Source organism: Pseudoflavonifractor sp. An85 (genome assembly GCF_002161235.1).
Classification (GTDB): Bacteria; Bacillota; Clostridia; order Oscillospirales; family Oscillospiraceae; genus Enterenecus.
The window spans coordinates 1-16,324 of record NZ_NFHE01000043.1 but is presented as its reverse complement, the minus strand read 5'-3'; the positions used below and the strand labels follow the sequence as shown (position 1 = coordinate 16,324).

The 16,324-nt window shown below is 59.1% G+C and carries 17 protein-coding genes and 1 other annotated feature; of the genes, 5 read left to right on the top strand and 12 right to left on the bottom strand.

The window, feature by feature from the left end:
• Positions 1 to 196 precede the first annotated feature (196 nt).
• Both B5G37_RS13290 and B5G37_RS13285 read left to right on the top strand, forming a co-directional pair.
• On the top strand, positions 197 to 544 hold the full coding sequence (locus B5G37_RS13290) for a DUF4234 domain-containing protein (protein WP_087258569.1): 348 nt from the start codon (positions 197 to 199) through the stop codon (positions 542 to 544).
• A gap of 1 nt (position 545) precedes the next feature.
• Positions 546 to 923, top strand: coding sequence for a DUF2752 domain-containing protein (locus B5G37_RS13285; RefSeq protein WP_087258566.1), 378 nt, complete (start codon positions 546 to 548; stop codon positions 921 to 923).
• Between the two features lie 39 nt (positions 924 to 962).
• On the opposite strand, the gene ilvD is transcribed toward B5G37_RS13285, so the two are convergent.
• From ilvD to B5G37_RS13255, 6 genes are all read right to left on the bottom strand, one after another.
• Complete coding sequence (gene ilvD / locus B5G37_RS13280) at positions 963 to 2,624, bottom strand: dihydroxy-acid dehydratase (protein ID WP_087258563.1); 1,662 nt, start codon at positions 2,622 to 2,624, stop codon at positions 963 to 965.
• Positions 2,625 to 2,737: 113 nt separating this feature from the next.
• Positions 2,738 to 3,757, bottom strand: a complete 1,020-nt coding sequence (gene ilvC, locus B5G37_RS13275; RefSeq protein ID WP_087258559.1) for a ketol-acid reductoisomerase — start codon at positions 3,755 to 3,757, stop codon at positions 2,738 to 2,740.
• Between the two features lie 35 nt (positions 3,758 to 3,792).
• Positions 3,793 to 4,353 carry an acetolactate synthase small subunit gene (gene ilvN, locus B5G37_RS13270; RefSeq protein WP_087258556.1) on the bottom strand — a complete coding sequence of 187 codons (561 nt, stop codon included), beginning with the start codon at positions 4,351 to 4,353 and terminating at the stop codon, positions 3,793 to 3,795.
• Between the two features lie 13 nt (positions 4,354 to 4,366).
• Positions 4,367 to 6,076 (bottom strand): biosynthetic-type acetolactate synthase large subunit, encoded by a 1,710-nt coding sequence (gene ilvB, locus B5G37_RS13265; RefSeq protein WP_087258554.1) that lies wholly within the window; start codon positions 6,074 to 6,076, stop codon positions 4,367 to 4,369.
• Positions 6,077 to 6,120: 44 nt separating this feature from the next.
• Positions 6,121 to 6,342, bottom strand: a binding site (T-box leader).
• Positions 6,343 to 6,534: 192 nt separating this feature from the next.
• On the bottom strand, positions 6,535 to 6,711 hold the full coding sequence (locus B5G37_RS13260; RefSeq protein ID WP_087258551.1) for a DUF1540 domain-containing protein: 177 nt from the start codon (positions 6,709 to 6,711) through the stop codon (positions 6,535 to 6,537).
• Positions 6,712 to 6,767: 56 nt separating this feature from the next.
• Entirely contained in the window at positions 6,768 to 7,601 is an 834-nt protein-coding gene (locus B5G37_RS13255) for a hypothetical protein (RefSeq protein WP_087258547.1), read from the bottom strand.
• Positions 7,602 to 7,656: 55 nt separating this feature from the next.
• On the opposite strand from B5G37_RS13255, the gene B5G37_RS13250 reads away from it, so the two are divergent.
• Positions 7,657 to 7,875: a hypothetical protein gene (locus tag B5G37_RS13250; RefSeq protein ID WP_242962895.1), complete on the top strand. Its 219-nt coding sequence runs from the start codon at positions 7,657 to 7,659 to the stop codon at positions 7,873 to 7,875.
• Between the two features lie 4 nt (positions 7,876 to 7,879).
• Here B5G37_RS13250 and sdaAA read toward each other — a convergent pair whose 3' ends face one another.
• The 6 genes from sdaAA to B5G37_RS13220 all read right to left on the bottom strand — a co-directional run bounded on the left by sdaAA (position 7,880) and on the right by B5G37_RS13220 (position 14,631).
• A complete protein-coding gene (gene sdaAA, locus B5G37_RS13245; protein WP_087258544.1) occupies positions 7,880 to 8,743 on the bottom strand; it encodes an L-serine ammonia-lyase, iron-sulfur-dependent, subunit alpha in 864 nt (287 codons plus the stop codon).
• A gap of 1 nt (position 8,744) precedes the next feature.
• On the bottom strand, positions 8,745 to 9,410 hold the full coding sequence (sdaAB, locus tag B5G37_RS13240; protein ID WP_087258542.1) for an L-serine ammonia-lyase, iron-sulfur-dependent subunit beta: 666 nt from the start codon (positions 9,408 to 9,410) through the stop codon (positions 8,745 to 8,747).
• Positions 9,411 to 9,951: 541 nt separating this feature from the next.
• Positions 9,952 to 11,370, bottom strand: coding sequence for a pyruvate kinase (pyk, locus tag B5G37_RS13235; RefSeq protein WP_204217941.1), 1,419 nt, complete (start codon positions 11,368 to 11,370; stop codon positions 9,952 to 9,954).
• Positions 11,371 to 11,496: 126 nt separating this feature from the next.
• A complete protein-coding gene (locus B5G37_RS13230; protein WP_242962894.1) occupies positions 11,497 to 12,840 on the bottom strand; it encodes a hemolysin family protein in 1,344 nt (447 codons plus the stop codon).
• A gap of 191 nt (positions 12,841 to 13,031) precedes the next feature.
• Complete coding sequence (locus B5G37_RS13225; RefSeq protein ID WP_087258539.1) at positions 13,032 to 14,060, bottom strand: glycosyltransferase family A protein; 1,029 nt, start codon at positions 14,058 to 14,060, stop codon at positions 13,032 to 13,034.
• Between the two features lie 40 nt (positions 14,061 to 14,100).
• Positions 14,101 to 14,631 carry an inorganic diphosphatase gene (locus B5G37_RS13220; protein WP_087258536.1) on the bottom strand — a complete coding sequence of 177 codons (531 nt, stop codon included), beginning with the start codon at positions 14,629 to 14,631 and terminating at the stop codon, positions 14,101 to 14,103.
• A 208-nt stretch (positions 14,632 to 14,839) separates the two neighbouring features.
• On the opposite strand from B5G37_RS13220, the gene B5G37_RS13215 reads away from it, so the two are divergent.
• Positions 14,840 to 15,508: a hypothetical protein gene (locus tag B5G37_RS13215; RefSeq protein ID WP_087258533.1), complete on the top strand. Its 669-nt coding sequence runs from the start codon at positions 14,840 to 14,842 to the stop codon at positions 15,506 to 15,508.
• Positions 15,501 to 16,055 (top strand): Fe-S-containing hydro-lyase, encoded by a 555-nt coding sequence (locus tag B5G37_RS13210; protein WP_087258530.1) that lies wholly within the window; start codon positions 15,501 to 15,503, stop codon positions 16,053 to 16,055. The genes B5G37_RS13215 and B5G37_RS13210 overlap by 8 nt, the downstream gene beginning before the upstream one ends.
• Positions 16,056 to 16,324 lie beyond the last annotated feature (269 nt).

The window sequence follows — 16,324 nt, the reverse complement described above, 5'->3', positions numbered from 1 at the left end:
AATCTCGTATAATCTTGATCTTTTCTTCTACACCTAACTTTTGCTTCCTTGGCATGACAATGCTCCCTCCATGATTGACAGTGTTTTATTTCACTGTCTCTCATAGAGGGAGCATATCATCAAGTCGATGGGCATTTTTTATAGACAAAGCCAGGCAGATATGGTATTCTGTGGCCAAGAGAAAGGAGAGGGTTTTATGAACCATCAACGAAGCATTCCTCTGTGCATTGTACTGTCCATCATTACCTGCGGCATTTATGGCATGTATTGGATGGTAGTGGCCACCGATGACGTCAACCGGGTTACCAACCGCCCCGGCACTTCCGGTGGCATGTCCCTGGTCTTTACCATCATCACCTGCGGCATTTACGGTTTGTACTGGGCTTGGACCATGGGCGATAAGCTGGATGCGGCCCGAGAGACCAACGGCGTGGGCCGTGGCTCCTTCCCCATCGTATTCTTGCTGCTCAACCTCTTTGGCCTGAGTATCATCACCATGGCTCTGATGCAAAACGAGCTGAACAACTACTCCCCCAACTTCTAAGATGACCTCCCAACAGCGACTGCGCCGTCTGCTCACCGGTCTACTCCTGGTGGCAGCGGCGGGGGTGGGATACGCCCTGTGGGTCACCCTGACCCATCTGGCCATCCCCTGTCCCTTCCACGCCGTCACCGGGCTTTGGTGCCCGGGATGTGGGGTGACCCGTATGTGTCTGGCTCTGCTGCGGCTGGATCTGGCCGAGGCTTGGCAGGCCAATCCGGTATTGCTGGTGCTGCTGCCCCTGATTGCGGGCTTGCTGGGGTACCGGATGGTGTGCTATGTGCGGCAGGGGCACACCCCCGCCAAACGGTGGGAGACCCTGGCGTGGAGCGGTCTGGCCGTGGTGCTGGTAATTTGGGGTATCGTGCGGAATGTGGTATAAAAAAGTCCGTTGCAGAACACTCTGCAACGGACTTTTTGGTTACTCTAGGACAGCGCCCCGGCTGGCGGAGGTCACCAGCTTGGCGTACCGGGCCAGATAGCCGTGGGTCACTTTGGGAGGCGGGCACACCCAGGCGGCCTTTCGAGCGGCCAGGGTCTCCTCGTCCACGTGGAGGGTGATGGCACAGTTGGTGATGTCCACGGTGATGAGGTCGCCGTCCTCCACCAGGGCGATGGGGCCGCCCTGGGCGGCCTCGGGGCACACATGGCCGATGGCAGCGCCACGGGTGGCGCCGGAGAAGCGGCCGTCGGTGATGAGAGCCACCGAGGAGCCCAGGCCCATGCCCACAATGGCGGAGGTGGGGTTGAGCATTTCCCGCATGCCGGGGCCGCCCTTGGGGCCCTCGTAGCGGATGACCACCACGTCGCCGGGGACGATCTTCCCGGCGTAGATGGCCTCAATGGCGTCGTCCTCGCAGTCAAAGACCCGGGCGGGGCCCTGGTGGGTCATCATCTCAGGGGCCACGGCGGAGCGCTTGACCACGCAGCCCTCGGGGGCCAGGTTGCCCTTCAAAACGGCAATACCGCCGTCGGCGGAATAGGGGTGGTCGATGGGACGGATGGTCTCTGGGTCCCGGTTCACCACGCCTTCCAGGTTCTCACCCATGGTCTTGCCGGTGACGGTCATCACATCGGTGTTCAAAAGGCCCTTCTTGATCAGCTCAGCCATGACGGCGTACACGCCGCCTGCCTGCTCTAAATCCTCCATGTAGCTCTCCCCAGCGGGGGCCAGGTGGCACAGGTTGGGGGTGTTGGCGGAGATGGCGTTGGAGGCGTCCAGATCCAGCTCAATGCCGCACTCGTGGGCGATGGCGGGCAGGTGGAGCATGGTGTTGGTGGAGCAGCCCAGGGCCATGTCCACCGTCTCGGCGTTGTGAAAGGCTGCGGGGGTCATGATGTCCCGGGGTTTGATGTCCCGGCGCACCAGCTCCATCACCTGCATACCGGCGTGCTTGGCCAGACGCAGACGGGCGGACCACACGGCGGGAATGGTGCCGTTGCCCCGCAGTCCCATGCCAATGGCCTCGGTGAGGCAGTTCATGGAGTTGGCGGTGTACATACCTGAGCAGGAGCCACAGGTGGGGCAGGCGGCGTTCTCGTACTCCTCCACGCCAGCCTCGTCCAGTTTGTCGGCGTAGTAGGCACCCACTGCCTCAAACATGTGGGACAGGCAGGTGCGGCGACCGTCGGGTAGCTTGCCCGCCAGCATGGGGCCGCCGGAGCAGAAGATGGTGGGGATGTTCACCCGGGCGGCCGCCATGAGCAGGCCGGGGACGTTCTTGTCACAGTTGGGGATCATCACCAAACCGTCGAACTGGTGGGCCATGGCCAGGGCCTCGGTGGAGTCGGCGATGAGGTCCCGGGTGACCAGGGAGTACTTCATGCCCACGTGGCCCATGGCGATGCCGTCGCACACGGCGATGGCGGGTACCTCCACGGGGGTACCACCGGCGGCACGAACACCGGCTTTGACCGCCTCGGCGATCTTGTCCAGGTTCATGTGGCCGGGAACGATCTCATTATAGGAGCATACCACGCCGATGAGAGGCCGCTCCAGCTCCTCCTTGGTGTAGCCCAGGGCATAGAGCAGAGATCGGTTAGGGGCGGCGGGGATGCCTTTTTTCACAACATCAGAGCGCATAGGAAAAACTCCTTTGAGTAGTGTAGTTTAAAAGCTCTCTCCCAGAGAGGGGGGGCCTGTACGAGAACAGCGGCCTGGCCCTAGGGGGTCAGGCCGCTGTTTTTATAAGTATCTTAGTTGGAAGCGGTGTCGGGATCGGCGTCGTCGCCCCACAGCATGTTTTTACGCAGCTCGGCACCCACAGTCTCCATGGGGTGCTTGGCCAGCTGACGGCGGGAGGCGTTGAAGAAGGTGCGGCCATTCTTGTTCTCGGCGATCCAGTTGCCAGCGAACTTGCCGTTCTGGATGTCGGTGAGCACCGCCTTCATGTTGGCCTTGGTCTGCTCGTAGGGCAGGACACGGGGGCCAGAGACGTACTCGCCGTACTCGGCGGTGTCGGAGATGGAGTAGTTCATCATGGCCACGCCGCCCTTGTTAATGAGGTCGATGATCAGCTTCATCTCGTGGATGCACTCGAAGTAGGCGTTCTCGGGGGCGTAACCGGCCTCCACCAGGGTCTCAAAGCCCAGGCGCATTAGCTCCACCACGCCGCCGCACAGCACGGCCTGCTCACCGAACAGGTCGGTCTCGGTTTCGTCGGCGAAGGTGGTCTCCATCACGCCGCCACGGGCGCCGCCGATGCCGGCAGCGTAGGCCAGGCCGATCTGATAGGCCTTACCAGTGGCATCCTGCTCCACAGCGATGAGGCAGGGCACGCCCTTGCCAGCCACAAACTGGGAACGCACGGTGTGGCCGGGGCCCTTGGGGGCGATCATGAACACGTCCACGTCGGCGGGAGGGGTGATCTGGCCGTAGTGGATGTTGAAGCCGTGGGCGAAGGCCAGGGCCTTACCGGCGGTGAGGTAGGGGGCGATGTCCTTCTTATACATATCGGCCTGACGCTCGTCGTTGATGAGGATCATGATGATATCGGCGATCTTGGTGGCCTCGGCGGTCTCCATGACGGTGAAGCCGTCCTTCTCAGCCACAGCCCAGCTCTTGCCACCCTTGTACAGGCCGATGATCACGTCACAGCCGGAATCCCGCAGGTTCATGGCGTGGGCGTGGCCCTGGGAGCCGTAACCCACGATGGCAATCTTCTTGCCAGCGAGGTAGTTCAGGTCGCAATCTTTTTCGTAGTACATCTTAGCCATGATAGAACACTCCTTAAATAGAATATATTGCAATGTTAGAGAACATTTTTACCAAGATCAAATTCGTCGGTCTCTTTGTTGTCGTCGTTGTCGTTGATGGTGGCCTCGCCACGCTCCAAAGCTACCATACCGGTGCGCACCAGCTCCAGAATGCCAAACTCACACAGCAGCTTTTCCAGAGCGTCGTCCTTGGACTCCTGGCCGATGACCGCCAGGGTCAGACTCTTGGTGGATACGTCGATGATGGTGGCCCGGAAGATGTTGGCGATTTGAATTACCTCGTTGCGCACGTCCCGGCCCTCGGCCTTGACCTTGATGAGCACCAGCTCGCGGCGGATGGAGGAGTTGGGGGGGAGCAGACGCACGGAGTAGACACAGAAGAGCTTGCGCAGCTGGTTGATGATCTGCTCGATCATCAAGTCGTCGCATTTCACCTCAATGGTGATACGGGACACCTCGGGGTCGTCGGTGGTACCCACCGCCAGGGACTCGATGTTGTAGCCCTTGCGGGAGAAGAGCCGGGAGACCTGGGAGAGAACGCCGGGGGTGTTTTCCACCAGGACCGACAGGGTGTGACGGGTAACAATGCTGTTCATAGTGGCCCTCCTCTCAATGCAAGATGAAATCGGTGACGGGGGTTCCGGCACTGACCATGGGGTGTACCATGGCATCCATGCGGATGGTGCAGTCGATGACGCAGGCGCATCCAGCCTCCAAAGCCTGCTGTAAGGCTTCTTGGAATTCCGCCTGGGTGCCCGCCCGGAAGCCCTTGAGGCCGTAGGCCTCGGCCAGCTTCACGAAGTCGGGGCCGCGGTCCAGATCGGTCTGGGAGAATCGCTTGTTGTAAATGAGGTTTTGCCACTGGCGAACCATGCCCAGGGTGCCGTTATTGAAGATAACGGTAATCACCGGGATGTGGTAGTGTTCCAGGGTGGCCAGCTCGTGGCAGTTCATGCGGAAGCAGCCGTCACCGGTGCAGTGAACCACGATCTGGTCCGGGTTGCCCACCTTGGCGCCCATGGCGGCTCCCAGGCCGAAGCCCATGGTGCCGAAGCCGCCGCTGGTGAGCAGCTGGCCGGGACGGGAGAAGTGGTAGTACTGACAGGACCACATCTGGTGCTGGCCCACGTCGGTGGCGATGATGGCTTTTCCATCGGTGAGTTCCTGGATGGTCTCCAGCACCTCGTGGGCGTGGAGCACGTCGTCCTTTTTCAGGGGCAGCTCCTTGTGGGAGAACACCTCCGCCTTCCAGTCGGTGTAGTTGTGGCGGGGGAGCTTCTCGTTGAGCAGCTCCAGCACCCTTCTGGCATCTCCGATGATGTGGTGGTAGGTGAGGACGTTTTTGTCGATTTCCGCCCGGTCAATGTCGATATGTACAATCTTGGCCTGCTTGGCGAAGGTGGCGGGGTCGGTGGCCACCCGGTCCGAGAAGCGGCAGCCAATGGCAATGAGCAGATCACACTGGGTGGTGGCGATGTTGGAGGCGTGGGAGCCGTGCATGCCCACCATGCCGGTGAACAGGGGGTGGTCGCCGGGACAGGCGCCGCCGCCCATGATGGTGGAGCCCACCGGGGCGTCCAGGGTCTCGATAAACTTGCGGAACTCCTTCACCGCCCCCTTGGAGCGGATGACGCCGCCGCCCACCAGCACCATGGGGCGCTGAGACTGGGCGATGAGATCCAGCAGCTTCTGGATGTCCCCGTGGTCGGGCTCGGGGGTACCCAGGTCACGTCCCGTGCGCCGCATCAGGTTGGCCAGACGGCCATGGTTGGGATGCTCAGACACGGGCAGGTATTGGTAATCCGCCTCGGCGGCGGTGACGTTTTTGGCGATGTCCACCAGCACCGGGCCGGGACGGCCGGAACGGGCGATGGCAAAGGCCTCACGAATGACATCTGCCAGCTTGTTCACGTCTTTTACCAGGTAGTTGCACTTGGTGATGGGCATGGTGATGCCGGTGATATCTACCTCTTGGAAGGAGTCCTTGCCGATGAGGTTTTCTGAGACGTTGCAGGTGATAAACACCACCGGGGAGGAGTCGTAGTAGGCGGTGGCGATGCCGGTAACCAGATTGGTGGCGCCGGGGCCGGAGGTGGCAAAGCACACGCCCACCTTGCCGGTGGAACGGGCGTAGCCGTCGGCGGCGTGACTGGCTCCCTGCTCATGGGAGGTGAGGTAGTGGTGGATTTTCTCCTTGTACCCGTGCAGCTCAAACTCGTCATAAATGTTCAAAATGGTGCCGCCGGGATATCCAAACACTGTGTCTACTCCCTGCTCCAGCAGACATTCCATGACAATCTGAGAACCTCTCATTAACATGCAAAACCCTCCTTTGGATAGAAAAAGAACGCAACTTCATCCTAAATTAGGACGAAGCTGCGCTCCGCGGTACCACCTAAATTCCCCCGTAGGGGCACTTGATCCCGATAACGGCGGGGGCCGGTCCTGCCTACTAGCATCACTGGGTTCAGCCGGACTGCTTCCAGGGGAGATTCACCACACCACACAGCAGGAAGGGCTCGCACCAAACGCCTTCTCTCTGAGCTGCCGACACGGGGGGCTACTGGCCTGATCGTCGCAGTTACTTGCTTTAGATTATTAAAGCCATGATAGACCCTTTCCCTCCATTTGTCAATGAGAAATTGCAGAGGTAAAAAATATTTTACACTCTACCGAAATAATGTGATGATGCAAAAAGAATTTTGGTGATATATAAAAAGGTCTGGAAGTGTCCCTTTGGGAGAACACTTCCAGACCTTTGCCTTTTCCGCCAGTTTTTAGTGGCAGCTGTTGGTGGTGCCCAGCTGGAAGGACGCACACTTGGTATCCTGGCAGCAATCCACATGGGACTGGCAGCAGCCCACCTGAATTTCGTTTAGGGTGCAGGCCTGGTTTTTGAAGTGGGCGCAGCTGGACACGGTGCACTTGATGTTGGGATTGGATTGTTCAAACATGGAAATGACCTCCTGGTTTTAGACTTCACCAGGAGTATGCCCCAATGGAAAATTGTTTATTCCTCGCGGTCGTTTTTTTCTTCCGGCAGCACTTTCGGAATGAACCGGGGGGCAATGCGGCTTCGGCCGCGGCCTTTGACATAGAAAAAGCCGATGGTGGAGAAAATTACTGCGCCAATAAAGTTGACGAACAGATCCACCATGGTGTCCACAATACCAATATCCAGGTATCCGCCCAGCCCCAGGGACTTCTGGGTTCCGTCCTCCAGGACCAGGATCACGTCCTGAATGCCATCCACCACAATGGCTGCGGTGCCGTGGTTGGGGTCCAGGTTTACTGTGGAGATGGTGTTGAGGATGGTGTCTTTCTGCATGTCAAAGTGGACAAAGTAGTCCATGGCGAACTCAAAGAACTCCCACATTACCCCTACGGTCATGGAGAAGCAGAAGGCCACCACCGCCATGTAGAAGGGGCTGAGGTTTAAAGACACTCGTTCCGTGCGGTTGAGGATGTCCACCAGGGCAAAGCCGATGGCGGCGCACAAAAAGCCATTGGTGGTGTGGAGCATGGTGTCCCAGTAGGGGAAGGTGATGTAGTAGTCCTGGATTTCACCCAAAATTTCTGCGGCAAAGATGAAAAGCAGAATGATAATTTCCAGAGTGTCCGGCAGATCGATGCGCAGCCGACGCTCAAAGGCGGAGGGGAGCATAAACAGCACCAGGGTGAGGACACACAGGGCCACGTTTTCGTAGTTGCGGTTGAGAACTGCCGCCACCAGCATGAGAATCACCGCCACACGCAGGACAAAGTAGACGGTGTATAGGAGCCCGCGCCGCTGAAAGGGGTGGGGCTTGGGGGCGGCATCAGTGGGACGATGTTTTCGGGACATAGTTATTCCTCCAGTCAAAGATGGGGGGTGTGTTGCATAGGATGGGGGAGAGGTGATGAAGATGGACTTGCGCAACAATCAGATTACATTGGGAGAGCTATGGGACAATTCCCGCGCCCGCAGTGTCTTCCAGCGGCGGATTCCCATGCTCTCCAAGCACCCGGTGAAGGGGGCGGCCCGGACGGTGACCCTGGAACAGCTCTCTGCCCTTCTCTCCAGCTGGATACCGGAGAGCATGGTTCAGGGGGTGGTTGGAGAGCTGAAAAAACTGTAAGCGCTCAGGGCACCAGTTTGGTCTGCTGCTGGGCGATGGCGTGTCCGGCGGGGGTGGCGGCCAGGCCACCCTTGCCGGTCTCACGCAGGGCAGAGGGCAGGGAGCGGCCCACGGTGGCCATGGCGTCAATGACCTGATCGCAGGGGATGGCGGCAGTGATGCCCGCCAGAGCCATATCCGCACAGGCCATGGCGTTGACGGCGCCCATGACGTTGCGCTTCACGCAGGGCACCTCCACCAGACCGGCCACGGGATCACACACCAGACCCAGCACGTTTTGCAGGGCCATGGCGCAGGCGTGGGCCATCTGTTCCCCGGTACCGCCTCGGGCGTGCACCAGAGCGGCGGCGGCCATGCCGGAGGCGGAGCCGATCTCCGCCTGACAGCCCCCTTCGGCGCCGGAGATGGAGGCGCGGGTGGCGATGACCTGACCAAAGCCAGCGGCCACAAACAGGCACTCCACCATGGTGTGGGCGGACAGGCCCTCACGGCGCCACAGGGGAAGGAGCACCGCAGGCATCACACCGCTGGCTCCAGCGGTGGGGGCGGCCACAATGCGGCCCATGCAGGCGTTGTGTTCCCCCACCTTCAGAGCAGTGGCAATAACCTGCTGCATAAAGTCCCCGCACAGGGTGTGTTCTGCGCCCTCCATGCGAGCGCCCTGGCCACCCGACAGGCCCGAAGCAGAGCGGCGCTGGGGATCATAGCTGTCCACCGATTCCACCATGGCCTGCCATAAGGTCTCCATGCGGGAAAAACTCTCTTGTTCTGTCACATCTCGGTCCTGGCAATCGTCCAGCACCACCGCCTTCCACAGGGGGTGCTGGTTTGAGCAGGAGAGAAGATGTTCCACCGATTGAAATGCCATATCAGCAGCCCTCCATGTTGAGATAGGTACACTTCTCCACCCCATCCAGATGGGACAGTTCCTCCACCAGGGCGGGAGAGAGGTGGTTGTCGCATTCAATTACCATCACAGCCAGCCCACCCCGGCGATCCCGGTAGAGCTGCATGGTGGCGATGTTGGCCTGATGGTCGGACAAGACCTGGCTGACTTGGGAGACGATACCCGGCCGATCCTGGTTGCGGATGATGAGGGTGGGCAGCTCTCCGGAGAAGGAGGCCTCCATCTCATCAATGGCATTGACCCGGATGCGTCCGCCACCCAGGGAGGAGGCGGAGACGGACAGGGTGTGGCCCTGGGCATCGGTGAGGTGCATCACAGCGGTGTTGGGGTGTGCTCCAGGCAAATCCACCGGATGAATGGACACCTCCATGCCAGCCTCCTGGGCCAGCTGGAAGCTGCGGGGGATGTCGGGGTGGTCGGGGGCCAGGTCTAAGAGCCCTGCCACAATGGCCCGGTCAGTGCCGTGGCCTTTGCCAGTGTCAGCAAAGGAGCCGTGGAGCTGAATCTCCGCCTTCACCGGCTGGCTGCCCAGTAGATGTCGGGCTACCCGGCCCATCCGGGCGGCGCCAGCCGTATGAGAGCTGGACGGCCCCACCATAATTGGGCCCATAATATCAAAGATGTTCAAAAAGCATTCCGCCTTTATAAAAAGAGTGGGTGTGGGGCCGTCCAGCCCCGCCGCGGGTGCGGCGTACAAGCGTTTTTGACTTGGACGAGTCAAAAACCTTGGCGCAAAGCGGAATTCACTTCCGCTGCGCAAATAAAATCACGGGGTCCCCGGCGGCCCTGGCCGCTGGGGCTGGGCCCACCATAATGGGGCCCATAATGTCGAAGATATTCAAAGGCGTGAACCTCCATATTCAAAAATAGCATGAAGGGGGACGGTGGTACACCGTCCCCTTTTTCAGGCTGTGGAAAAACTCTCGGGGTTCGGAGCCTCGCAGAGTTCCGTCATCCGCAGATGACGGAATAAATTGAAATTTCGTCATTTTCACGGACATGTGCCGGGGAAATGACACTTCTCATGACGGGTGGGGTGACTTTTTCGTAAGAAATCGAGCCCCATCCGTCATGCAATCTTTTTTGCCAAAGAAGTCCTAAGACTTTTTTGGCGAGACCACGAAGGGGGACGGTGGTACACCGTCCCCCTTTAGTATGGCAATATGGAATTACTTTACCACCTGAGCCTTGATCAGGTTGGTGGAGCCGCTCTTGCCGATGGGCACGCCAGCGGTGATGACCACGGTGTCACCCTCCTTGACGACGCCCTCCTTCTTGGCGGACTCGACGCACAGAGAGAACAGACGGTCGGTGGAGTCCACGGTGCCGGACAGGTAGGGAGCCACGCCCCAGGTGATGGCCAGCTGACGGCGGACACGCTCGTTGGTGGTCAGGGCAACCACCATGCAGCCGGGACGGAAACGAGTGGTCATACGGGCAGTGTGGCCGCTCTCGGTGGCGGTGAGGATGGCGGTAGCCTTCAGATCCATAGCGGTCAGGCAGGCGGTGTGGCTGATGGCGTCGGTGATGGAAGCGGTGTGGTCCACGGTGGACTTGGTAAAGCGCTTCCAGTAGTTGGTGGCGTTCTCAGCGGTGGTGACGATGTCCACCATGGTCTTCAGAGCCTCCACGGGGTGCTTGCCGGAAGCGGTCTCACCGGAGAGCATCACGCAACCGGTGCCGTCAAACACGGCGTTGGCCACGTCGGACACCTCAGCACGGGTGGGACGGGGGTTGCGGATCATGGAGTCCAGCATCTGGGTGGCGGTGACCACGTGCTTGCCCTGGGCAATGGCGGCCTTGATCATGCGCTTCTGGATGACAGGCACGTCCTGAGCGGGGATCTCCACACCCAGGTCGCCGCGGGCCACCATCAGGCCGTCAGCAACCTTGAGGATCTCGTCCAGGTTGTCCACGCCTTCCTGGTTCTCGATCTTGGCGATGATGCCGATGTTCTGGCCACCGTGGGAGTCCAGGACGGCACGGATCTCCTCCACGTCAGAGGCCTGACGGACGAAGGAGGCGGCAACGAAGTCGAAGTCGTTCTCCACGGCGAACTTCAGATCGCTCTTGTCCTTCTCGGTCAGAGCGGGCAGGGAGATGTGGGTGTTGGGGATGTTGATGGACTTGTTGTTGGACAGGGGGCCGCCAGTGACTACGTTGCAGATGATGTCCTGACCCTTGATTTCGGTGACCTCGATGTCCACCAGGCCGTCGTCAATGAGCAGGTGGGTGCCCACGGACACCTCGTTGTGCAGGTTGGGGTAGGTCACGGACACGATGGTGTTGTCGCCGTCCACCTCGCGGGTGGTCAGGGTGAAGGTATCGCCATCGTTGAGCTCAATGCGGTCGCAAGCAAAGGAACGGATGCGAATCTCGGGACCCTTGGTATCCAGAATGGTGGCTACGGGGCAGCCCAGACGATCCCGGACGTTCTTCACGCGGGTGAGAACAGCCAGGTGGGACTCGTGGGTGCCGTGAGAGAAGTTGAAGCGGGCGGCGTTCATGCCGGTGAGGATGAGCTTCTCAATCATCTCCTCGCTGTCGGAAGCAGGGCCCAGGGTGCAAATAATCTTTGTCTTTCGCATAGAAATGTTTCCTCCGTTCTGTCGTTTACAGGGTGAGAATGGTGCGGGGTGGCGCACTATAACTAAGAAGATCTATTAGAAAAACAAGGCCAGGAGCCCTGCTCATCTACAATAGAAATGCTGGGGTCAGTGTTTGGCTTCCTCCTCTTGGGGAGGGAGCTTGGAGACTTGGGCCAGCTCCACCCGTCGGTCGGTGAAGTTGAGCACCTTGATGTGAAGCCCGTAGGCGTCCAGCTCCAGCTGTTCGCCGTCGGAGGGAATCACAGACAGTTGGGCAAAGACCAGGCCGCCCAGAGTATCGAACTCCTGGTCCTCGGGGAAGGTGATGTCCAGAGCCTGCGCCAGTTGGTCCAGGTCACAGGAACCGGAAACTTGCCAGAGGTTGTCGTCCAACTGGACCAGATCGGCCTCATCCTGGGGGTCGAACTCGTCGTAGATGTTGCCCACGATCTCTTCCAGCAGGTCCTCCATGGTCACCAGACCAGAGGTCCCGCCGTATTCGTCCACCACGATAGCCAGGTGGACCTTTTTGCTCTGCATATCCCGGAACAGCACGTCGGTGCGCACCGATTCAGGAACGAAGTAGGCGGGGTAGAGCAGCTCCCGCAGGGGCTTGGGGTGTGCCTGCTGGGTATTGAGCAGGTAGACCCGGGTGGATAAGATACCCACAATGTCGTCGGCGTCTTCCTCGTAGACGGGGAAGCGGGACAGACCGGACTGCCGAATGGTGTTCAAGATCTCTTCGGGGGTGTCCCCGGCCCAGATCATCACCATGTCGGTACGGTGGACCATCACATCCTCGGCGGTGGAGTTGTTAAACTCAAAGATGTTCTCAATGAGCTCCTTCTCGGCGGTTTCAATGGTGCCGCGCTCCTCGCCCAAATCCACCATCATACGGATCTCGTCCTCAGACACCTCTTCCTCGTCGGCCTTGGGGTCAATGTGCAGCAGACGCAGCACCCCGTTGGTGGACTTGGACAGCAGCCAGATGATGGGGCGGCACACCGTGGCGATGACGCACACAGGGCCTACGGTCATCCGGGCCACCGCCTCCGTCTTCTTCATGGCGATGCGCTTGGGCACCAGTTCGCCCAGCACCAGGCTGAAGTAGGAGAGGATGATGGTGATGATGATGACGGTGATGGTGTTCAGGGTCCCGGCGGGAATCTGGGTCACGCCTCGGGCCACCAGCCAATTCACAAGGGGATCGGAAAAGCTGTCGGCGGCAAAGGCGGAGGACAGGAAGCCTGCCAGGGTGATGGCGATTTGAATCGCGGAGAGGAAATGGTCGGGTGCCTGGGTTAAGGCCAGGAGCTTCTTGGCTTTCTTATCTCCTTCCTCCGCCTGCTTTTTCAGCTTGGTTTCGGATAGGGAGATGACGGCGATCTCGGCGGCGGCGAAAAAGGCGTTGACCAAGATCAGAACCATGAGGACCAGAAGCTTGGGCAATATAGATGGGTCGTCCGGCAAAATGAGTAACCTCCTAGAAAATCGTTGGGGGGTGGATTCGCGGTATACAGCGTCAACCCCAACGCCTTACAGTATAGCATCTTTTTGTAAAAATGCAACTGGAAAAGGGGTAGCATCCTGGGCAGAAAATTGTTGCACATTTTATGCAAAATCCCTGGGAATAGATGCTTCTACTCCCAGGGATTGATGAATCAGTTAAATTTGTATATTTTTCTTGCCATGCGATAGAGTGAAACCGACAACTTTCGGCCCTGGTAACCGGGAATGTTGGTGGCGGCGTTGGTGGCCCGATAGCGGCAGCGGCGATACAAAGCGGCATCCTTCTGGCGCAGGTACTCCCACAGCTCGGTGCGCATCCCCAAAGATTCCGGGGTGTTGGCAATGACGGCGAAAATAGAAGAAATCGTCATCATCATGGACAGATAATTGAGCATATACCGACCCAGGCGGGGCTGACTGGCCTTGATGGCCAGCACGTCGTGGGCCTCGATCATCAGGCGGGTAACCCGTACCTGCTGGTCAATGCGGCCGGCCATCACCGACTCGTTGACGCTCTGGTCAGAGCGGCCGATGAAGTAGCGGTAGAGATCCACATTGAGGTAGTAGATGGTTTTGACGTAGGGCAGGGGCTGATAGACAAAGATGTTGTCTACATAGAAAGTATGCTTGGGCAGCTCCAGCCCGCAATCTCGCAGCAGCTGGGTGCGGTAGATCACCGAATGCATCAGCAGGTACTGGGAGGTACGGAAGTGACGGATCTCATCCCAGGTGAAGATGCGGCCGGTGGGGAACACGTTTTTGTAGTTCACCGGCTTGCGGGTGTTGTCCTCCACGTGCTCATAGACGTAGTTGGCTACCACCATATCCACCGGGGCGGGCATGTGGGCAAACTGGCGCAGCTGTTCCATCACAGTGTGCAGGGCCTCCTCGTCCAGCCAGTCGTCAGAGTCTACCACCTTGTAATACAGGCCACGGGCGTTGCGGATGCCCTGGTTGACGCCCTCGCCGTGGCCGCCGTTCTCCTGGTGGATGGCCCGGATGATGTCCGGGTACTTAGCCGCCCAGGCGTCGCACTTTTCCGGGGTGGCATCCTTGGTGGAGCCATCGTCCACCAAGATGATCTCAATGTCCTCGCCCCCCTTGAGCAGGGTCTCTACGCAGTGGTCCATGTAGTCTGCCGAATTGTAGCAGGGGACAGCAAAGGTAATGATTTTATCCATAAACTCGTTTTCCCTCTTCCTCGTTATAATATGCTTCCAATCAGCAGAAAGTGTCCCGGTAATTGGAAATGGCCTCTGCAATGATCTGCACCGCAGCGGCCCGGTTGTTCACCTCTCCGGCCACGGTCTCCTTTCCCTCCAGGGCCTTGTACACCGAGAAGAAGTGAGACATCTCTTCGAATTTGTGGGCGGGCAGGTCACACAGGTCCTTGGTGGTGTTGTAGGTGGGGTCGTTGAAGGGAATGGCCACGATTTTCTCGTCTCGCTTGCCGCCGTCCAACATGGAGATGTAGCCGATGGGGTAGCAGCGCACCAGGGTCAGGGGGTCCAAATCCTCCGAGCACAGCACCAGCACGTCCAGGGGGTCACCATCGTCGCCGTAGGTGCGGGGAATGAAGCCGTAGTTGGCGGGATAGTGGGTGGAGGTGTGGAGAATCCGATCCAAAATAATCATGCCGGTGGCTTTGTCCAGTTCGTATTTTTTCTTGCTGCCCTGGGGGATCTCAATAACGGCAATGAAATCCTCCGGGGAGATGCGTTTGGGGTCCATATCATGCCAAATATTACTCATGTAGGGCACTCCTTATCCTTCACAATGTGGAATATCAAGAAACTCTGGCTCATTATATCGTAATTGGGGAGAAAATACAACAGGGGAGGGGGAGCGTGGGGAGAAAAACATTGTCACAAAGGGGGAAATGTGGTAAAATGTTCCCAAAGAAGGGCTGGGACTCCGAGAAAAGGGGGACCAGGCTAATTTTTGGGAAAGGGGAACCGCTATGGAACCCGTAATTGAAAAATTTCGCACCTCTCTGGCGGGCTTTCACCGGGGAGATGTGCTCCATTACGTGGATAAGCTGGTGGCTCAGCACCGCAGCCAGATGGCTGGTCTGGAAGAACAGCTGAAGCAGTCCCGGGAGAGGGAGAAGAAGCTGGAGGAAGAAATGGAGTCCCTGCGCCAGGCCCACGGCAGCGTATCTGCCGAGGAAGCCAAGGTGCGGGCATCTCTGGAGGAGTCCACTCGCACGCTGACCCGTCTGCGGGGGGAGTTGAGCCAGACCGAGACCAAGTTGGCCGCCGCCCGTCTGGAACTCAGTCGTCTCCACGGCCAGGTCAACGAGATGGAGCCCATGGCTCAGAAGTATGACCAGCTCAAGGATTATGTGGCCACGGTGGAGCTGGACGCCCACCACAAGGCCCAGGAGACCATTGATGAGGCCAAGAGCAAGGCGGAAAAGATCCAGGCCGACACCCGCCAGTGGCTGGATCAGGTGCTGGCCGGGTATGGTACTCTGCGCAGTGAAATGGATCGCCTGTTCCAGCAGATGCGGGACCTGGGGGAGATGGGAATCCAGTTTGACCAGGCCGACCAGGCGGCCCAAAAGCTCCAGGAACAGGGTCAGCAGGGAGAAGAACCTGCCTCCCAACAGGAGGAGTGCCATGAGTGAGGCGAAAGTATTGACCACGCAGCAGCTGCCTCAGGTGCTGGGTGAGTTGAAGGCTGGGGATCGGGTGCTGTTGTCCGGCACCATCTACACCGCCCGGGACGCCGCCCACAAGCGGATCTTCCAGCTGCTGGACGAGGGGAAACCCCTGCCCTTTGAGCTGAAGGGGGCCGTCATCTACTACGCCGGCCCCACCCCGGGCCAGCAGGGTATGGCGGTGGGCGCCTGCGGCCCCACCACCGCTGGCCGTATGGACGGCTTTGCCCCCCGATTGCTGGACTTAGGCCTCACCGCCATGATCGGCAAGGGAGAGCGGGCCCAACCGGTGGTGGACGCCATTGTGCGCAATGGCGCTTGCTACTTTGCCGCCGTGGGCGGCGCAGGTGCCCTCATTGCCAAGTGCATCAAGTCCGCCCAGGTCATCGCCTTTGACGAGCTGGGGTGCGAGTCGGTGAAGCGCATGGAGGTGGAGAATCTCCCCCTCACCGTGGCTGTGGACAGCCAGGGAAACGACCTGTTCAAGATTGGACGCAATCAATACGCAAAATAAGAAAAAACAGAGGACACATCCCGGAGATGTGTCCTCTGTCTTTTTGGCCGCTGCCATGAATCGTCCTGCCAGACAGGGTTACGCTCCGCTAGGGTCCATTTTGAGTGGCCAAAATGGACGAAAAGCCACTTAGGGGCCTTGCCCCTAAGAACCCCGCTGGGGTCAGCAGCCCTATGGCTCTGGAAGAACCCAAACCGGCCCAGGGATAAGCTGATACTCATTACCGCTACATCCGCTGCCGCTCAACGTCCCAATGTGGATAGCACTTG

Coding starts and splice junctions, on each gene's coding strand:
- ilvB (WP_087258554.1), bottom strand. CDS start 6,076: ATGTTAATGAGAGGTTCTCAGATTGTCATGGAATGTCTGCTGGAGCAG.
- sdaAA (WP_087258544.1), bottom strand. CDS start 8,743: ATGGCATTTCAATCGGTGGAACATCTTCTCTCCTGCTCAAACCAGCAC.
- B5G37_RS13250 (WP_242962895.1), top strand. CDS start 7,657: ATGAAGATGGACTTGCGCAACAATCAGATTACATTGGGAGAGCTATGG.
- ilvD (WP_087258563.1), bottom strand. CDS start 2,624: ATGCGCTCTGATGTTGTGAAAAAAGGCATCCCCGCCGCCCCTAACCGA.
- ilvN (WP_087258556.1), bottom strand. CDS start 4,353: ATGAACAGCATTGTTACCCGTCACACCCTGTCGGTCCTGGTGGAAAAC.
- B5G37_RS13255 (WP_087258547.1), bottom strand. CDS start 7,601: ATGTCCCGAAAACATCGTCCCACTGATGCCGCCCCCAAGCCCCACCCC.
- B5G37_RS13210 (WP_087258530.1), top strand. CDS start 15,501: ATGAGTGAGGCGAAAGTATTGACCACGCAGCAGCTGCCTCAGGTGCTG.
- B5G37_RS13225 (WP_087258539.1), bottom strand. CDS start 14,060: ATGGATAAAATCATTACCTTTGCTGTCCCCTGCTACAATTCGGCAGAC.
- B5G37_RS13215 (WP_087258533.1), top strand. CDS start 14,840: ATGGAACCCGTAATTGAAAAATTTCGCACCTCTCTGGCGGGCTTTCAC.
- B5G37_RS13285 (WP_087258566.1), top strand. CDS start 546: ATGACCTCCCAACAGCGACTGCGCCGTCTGCTCACCGGTCTACTCCTG.
- B5G37_RS13220 (WP_087258536.1), bottom strand. CDS start 14,631: ATGAGTAATATTTGGCATGATATGGACCCCAAACGCATCTCCCCGGAG.
- pyk (WP_204217941.1), bottom strand. CDS start 11,370: ATGCGAAAGACAAAGATTATTTGCACCCTGGGCCCTGCTTCCGACAGC.
- B5G37_RS13290 (WP_087258569.1), top strand. CDS start 197: ATGAACCATCAACGAAGCATTCCTCTGTGCATTGTACTGTCCATCATT.
- ilvC (WP_087258559.1), bottom strand. CDS start 3,757: ATGGCTAAGATGTACTACGAAAAAGATTGCGACCTGAACTACCTCGCT.
- B5G37_RS13260 (WP_087258551.1), bottom strand. CDS start 6,711: ATGTTTGAACAATCCAATCCCAACATCAAGTGCACCGTGTCCAGCTGC.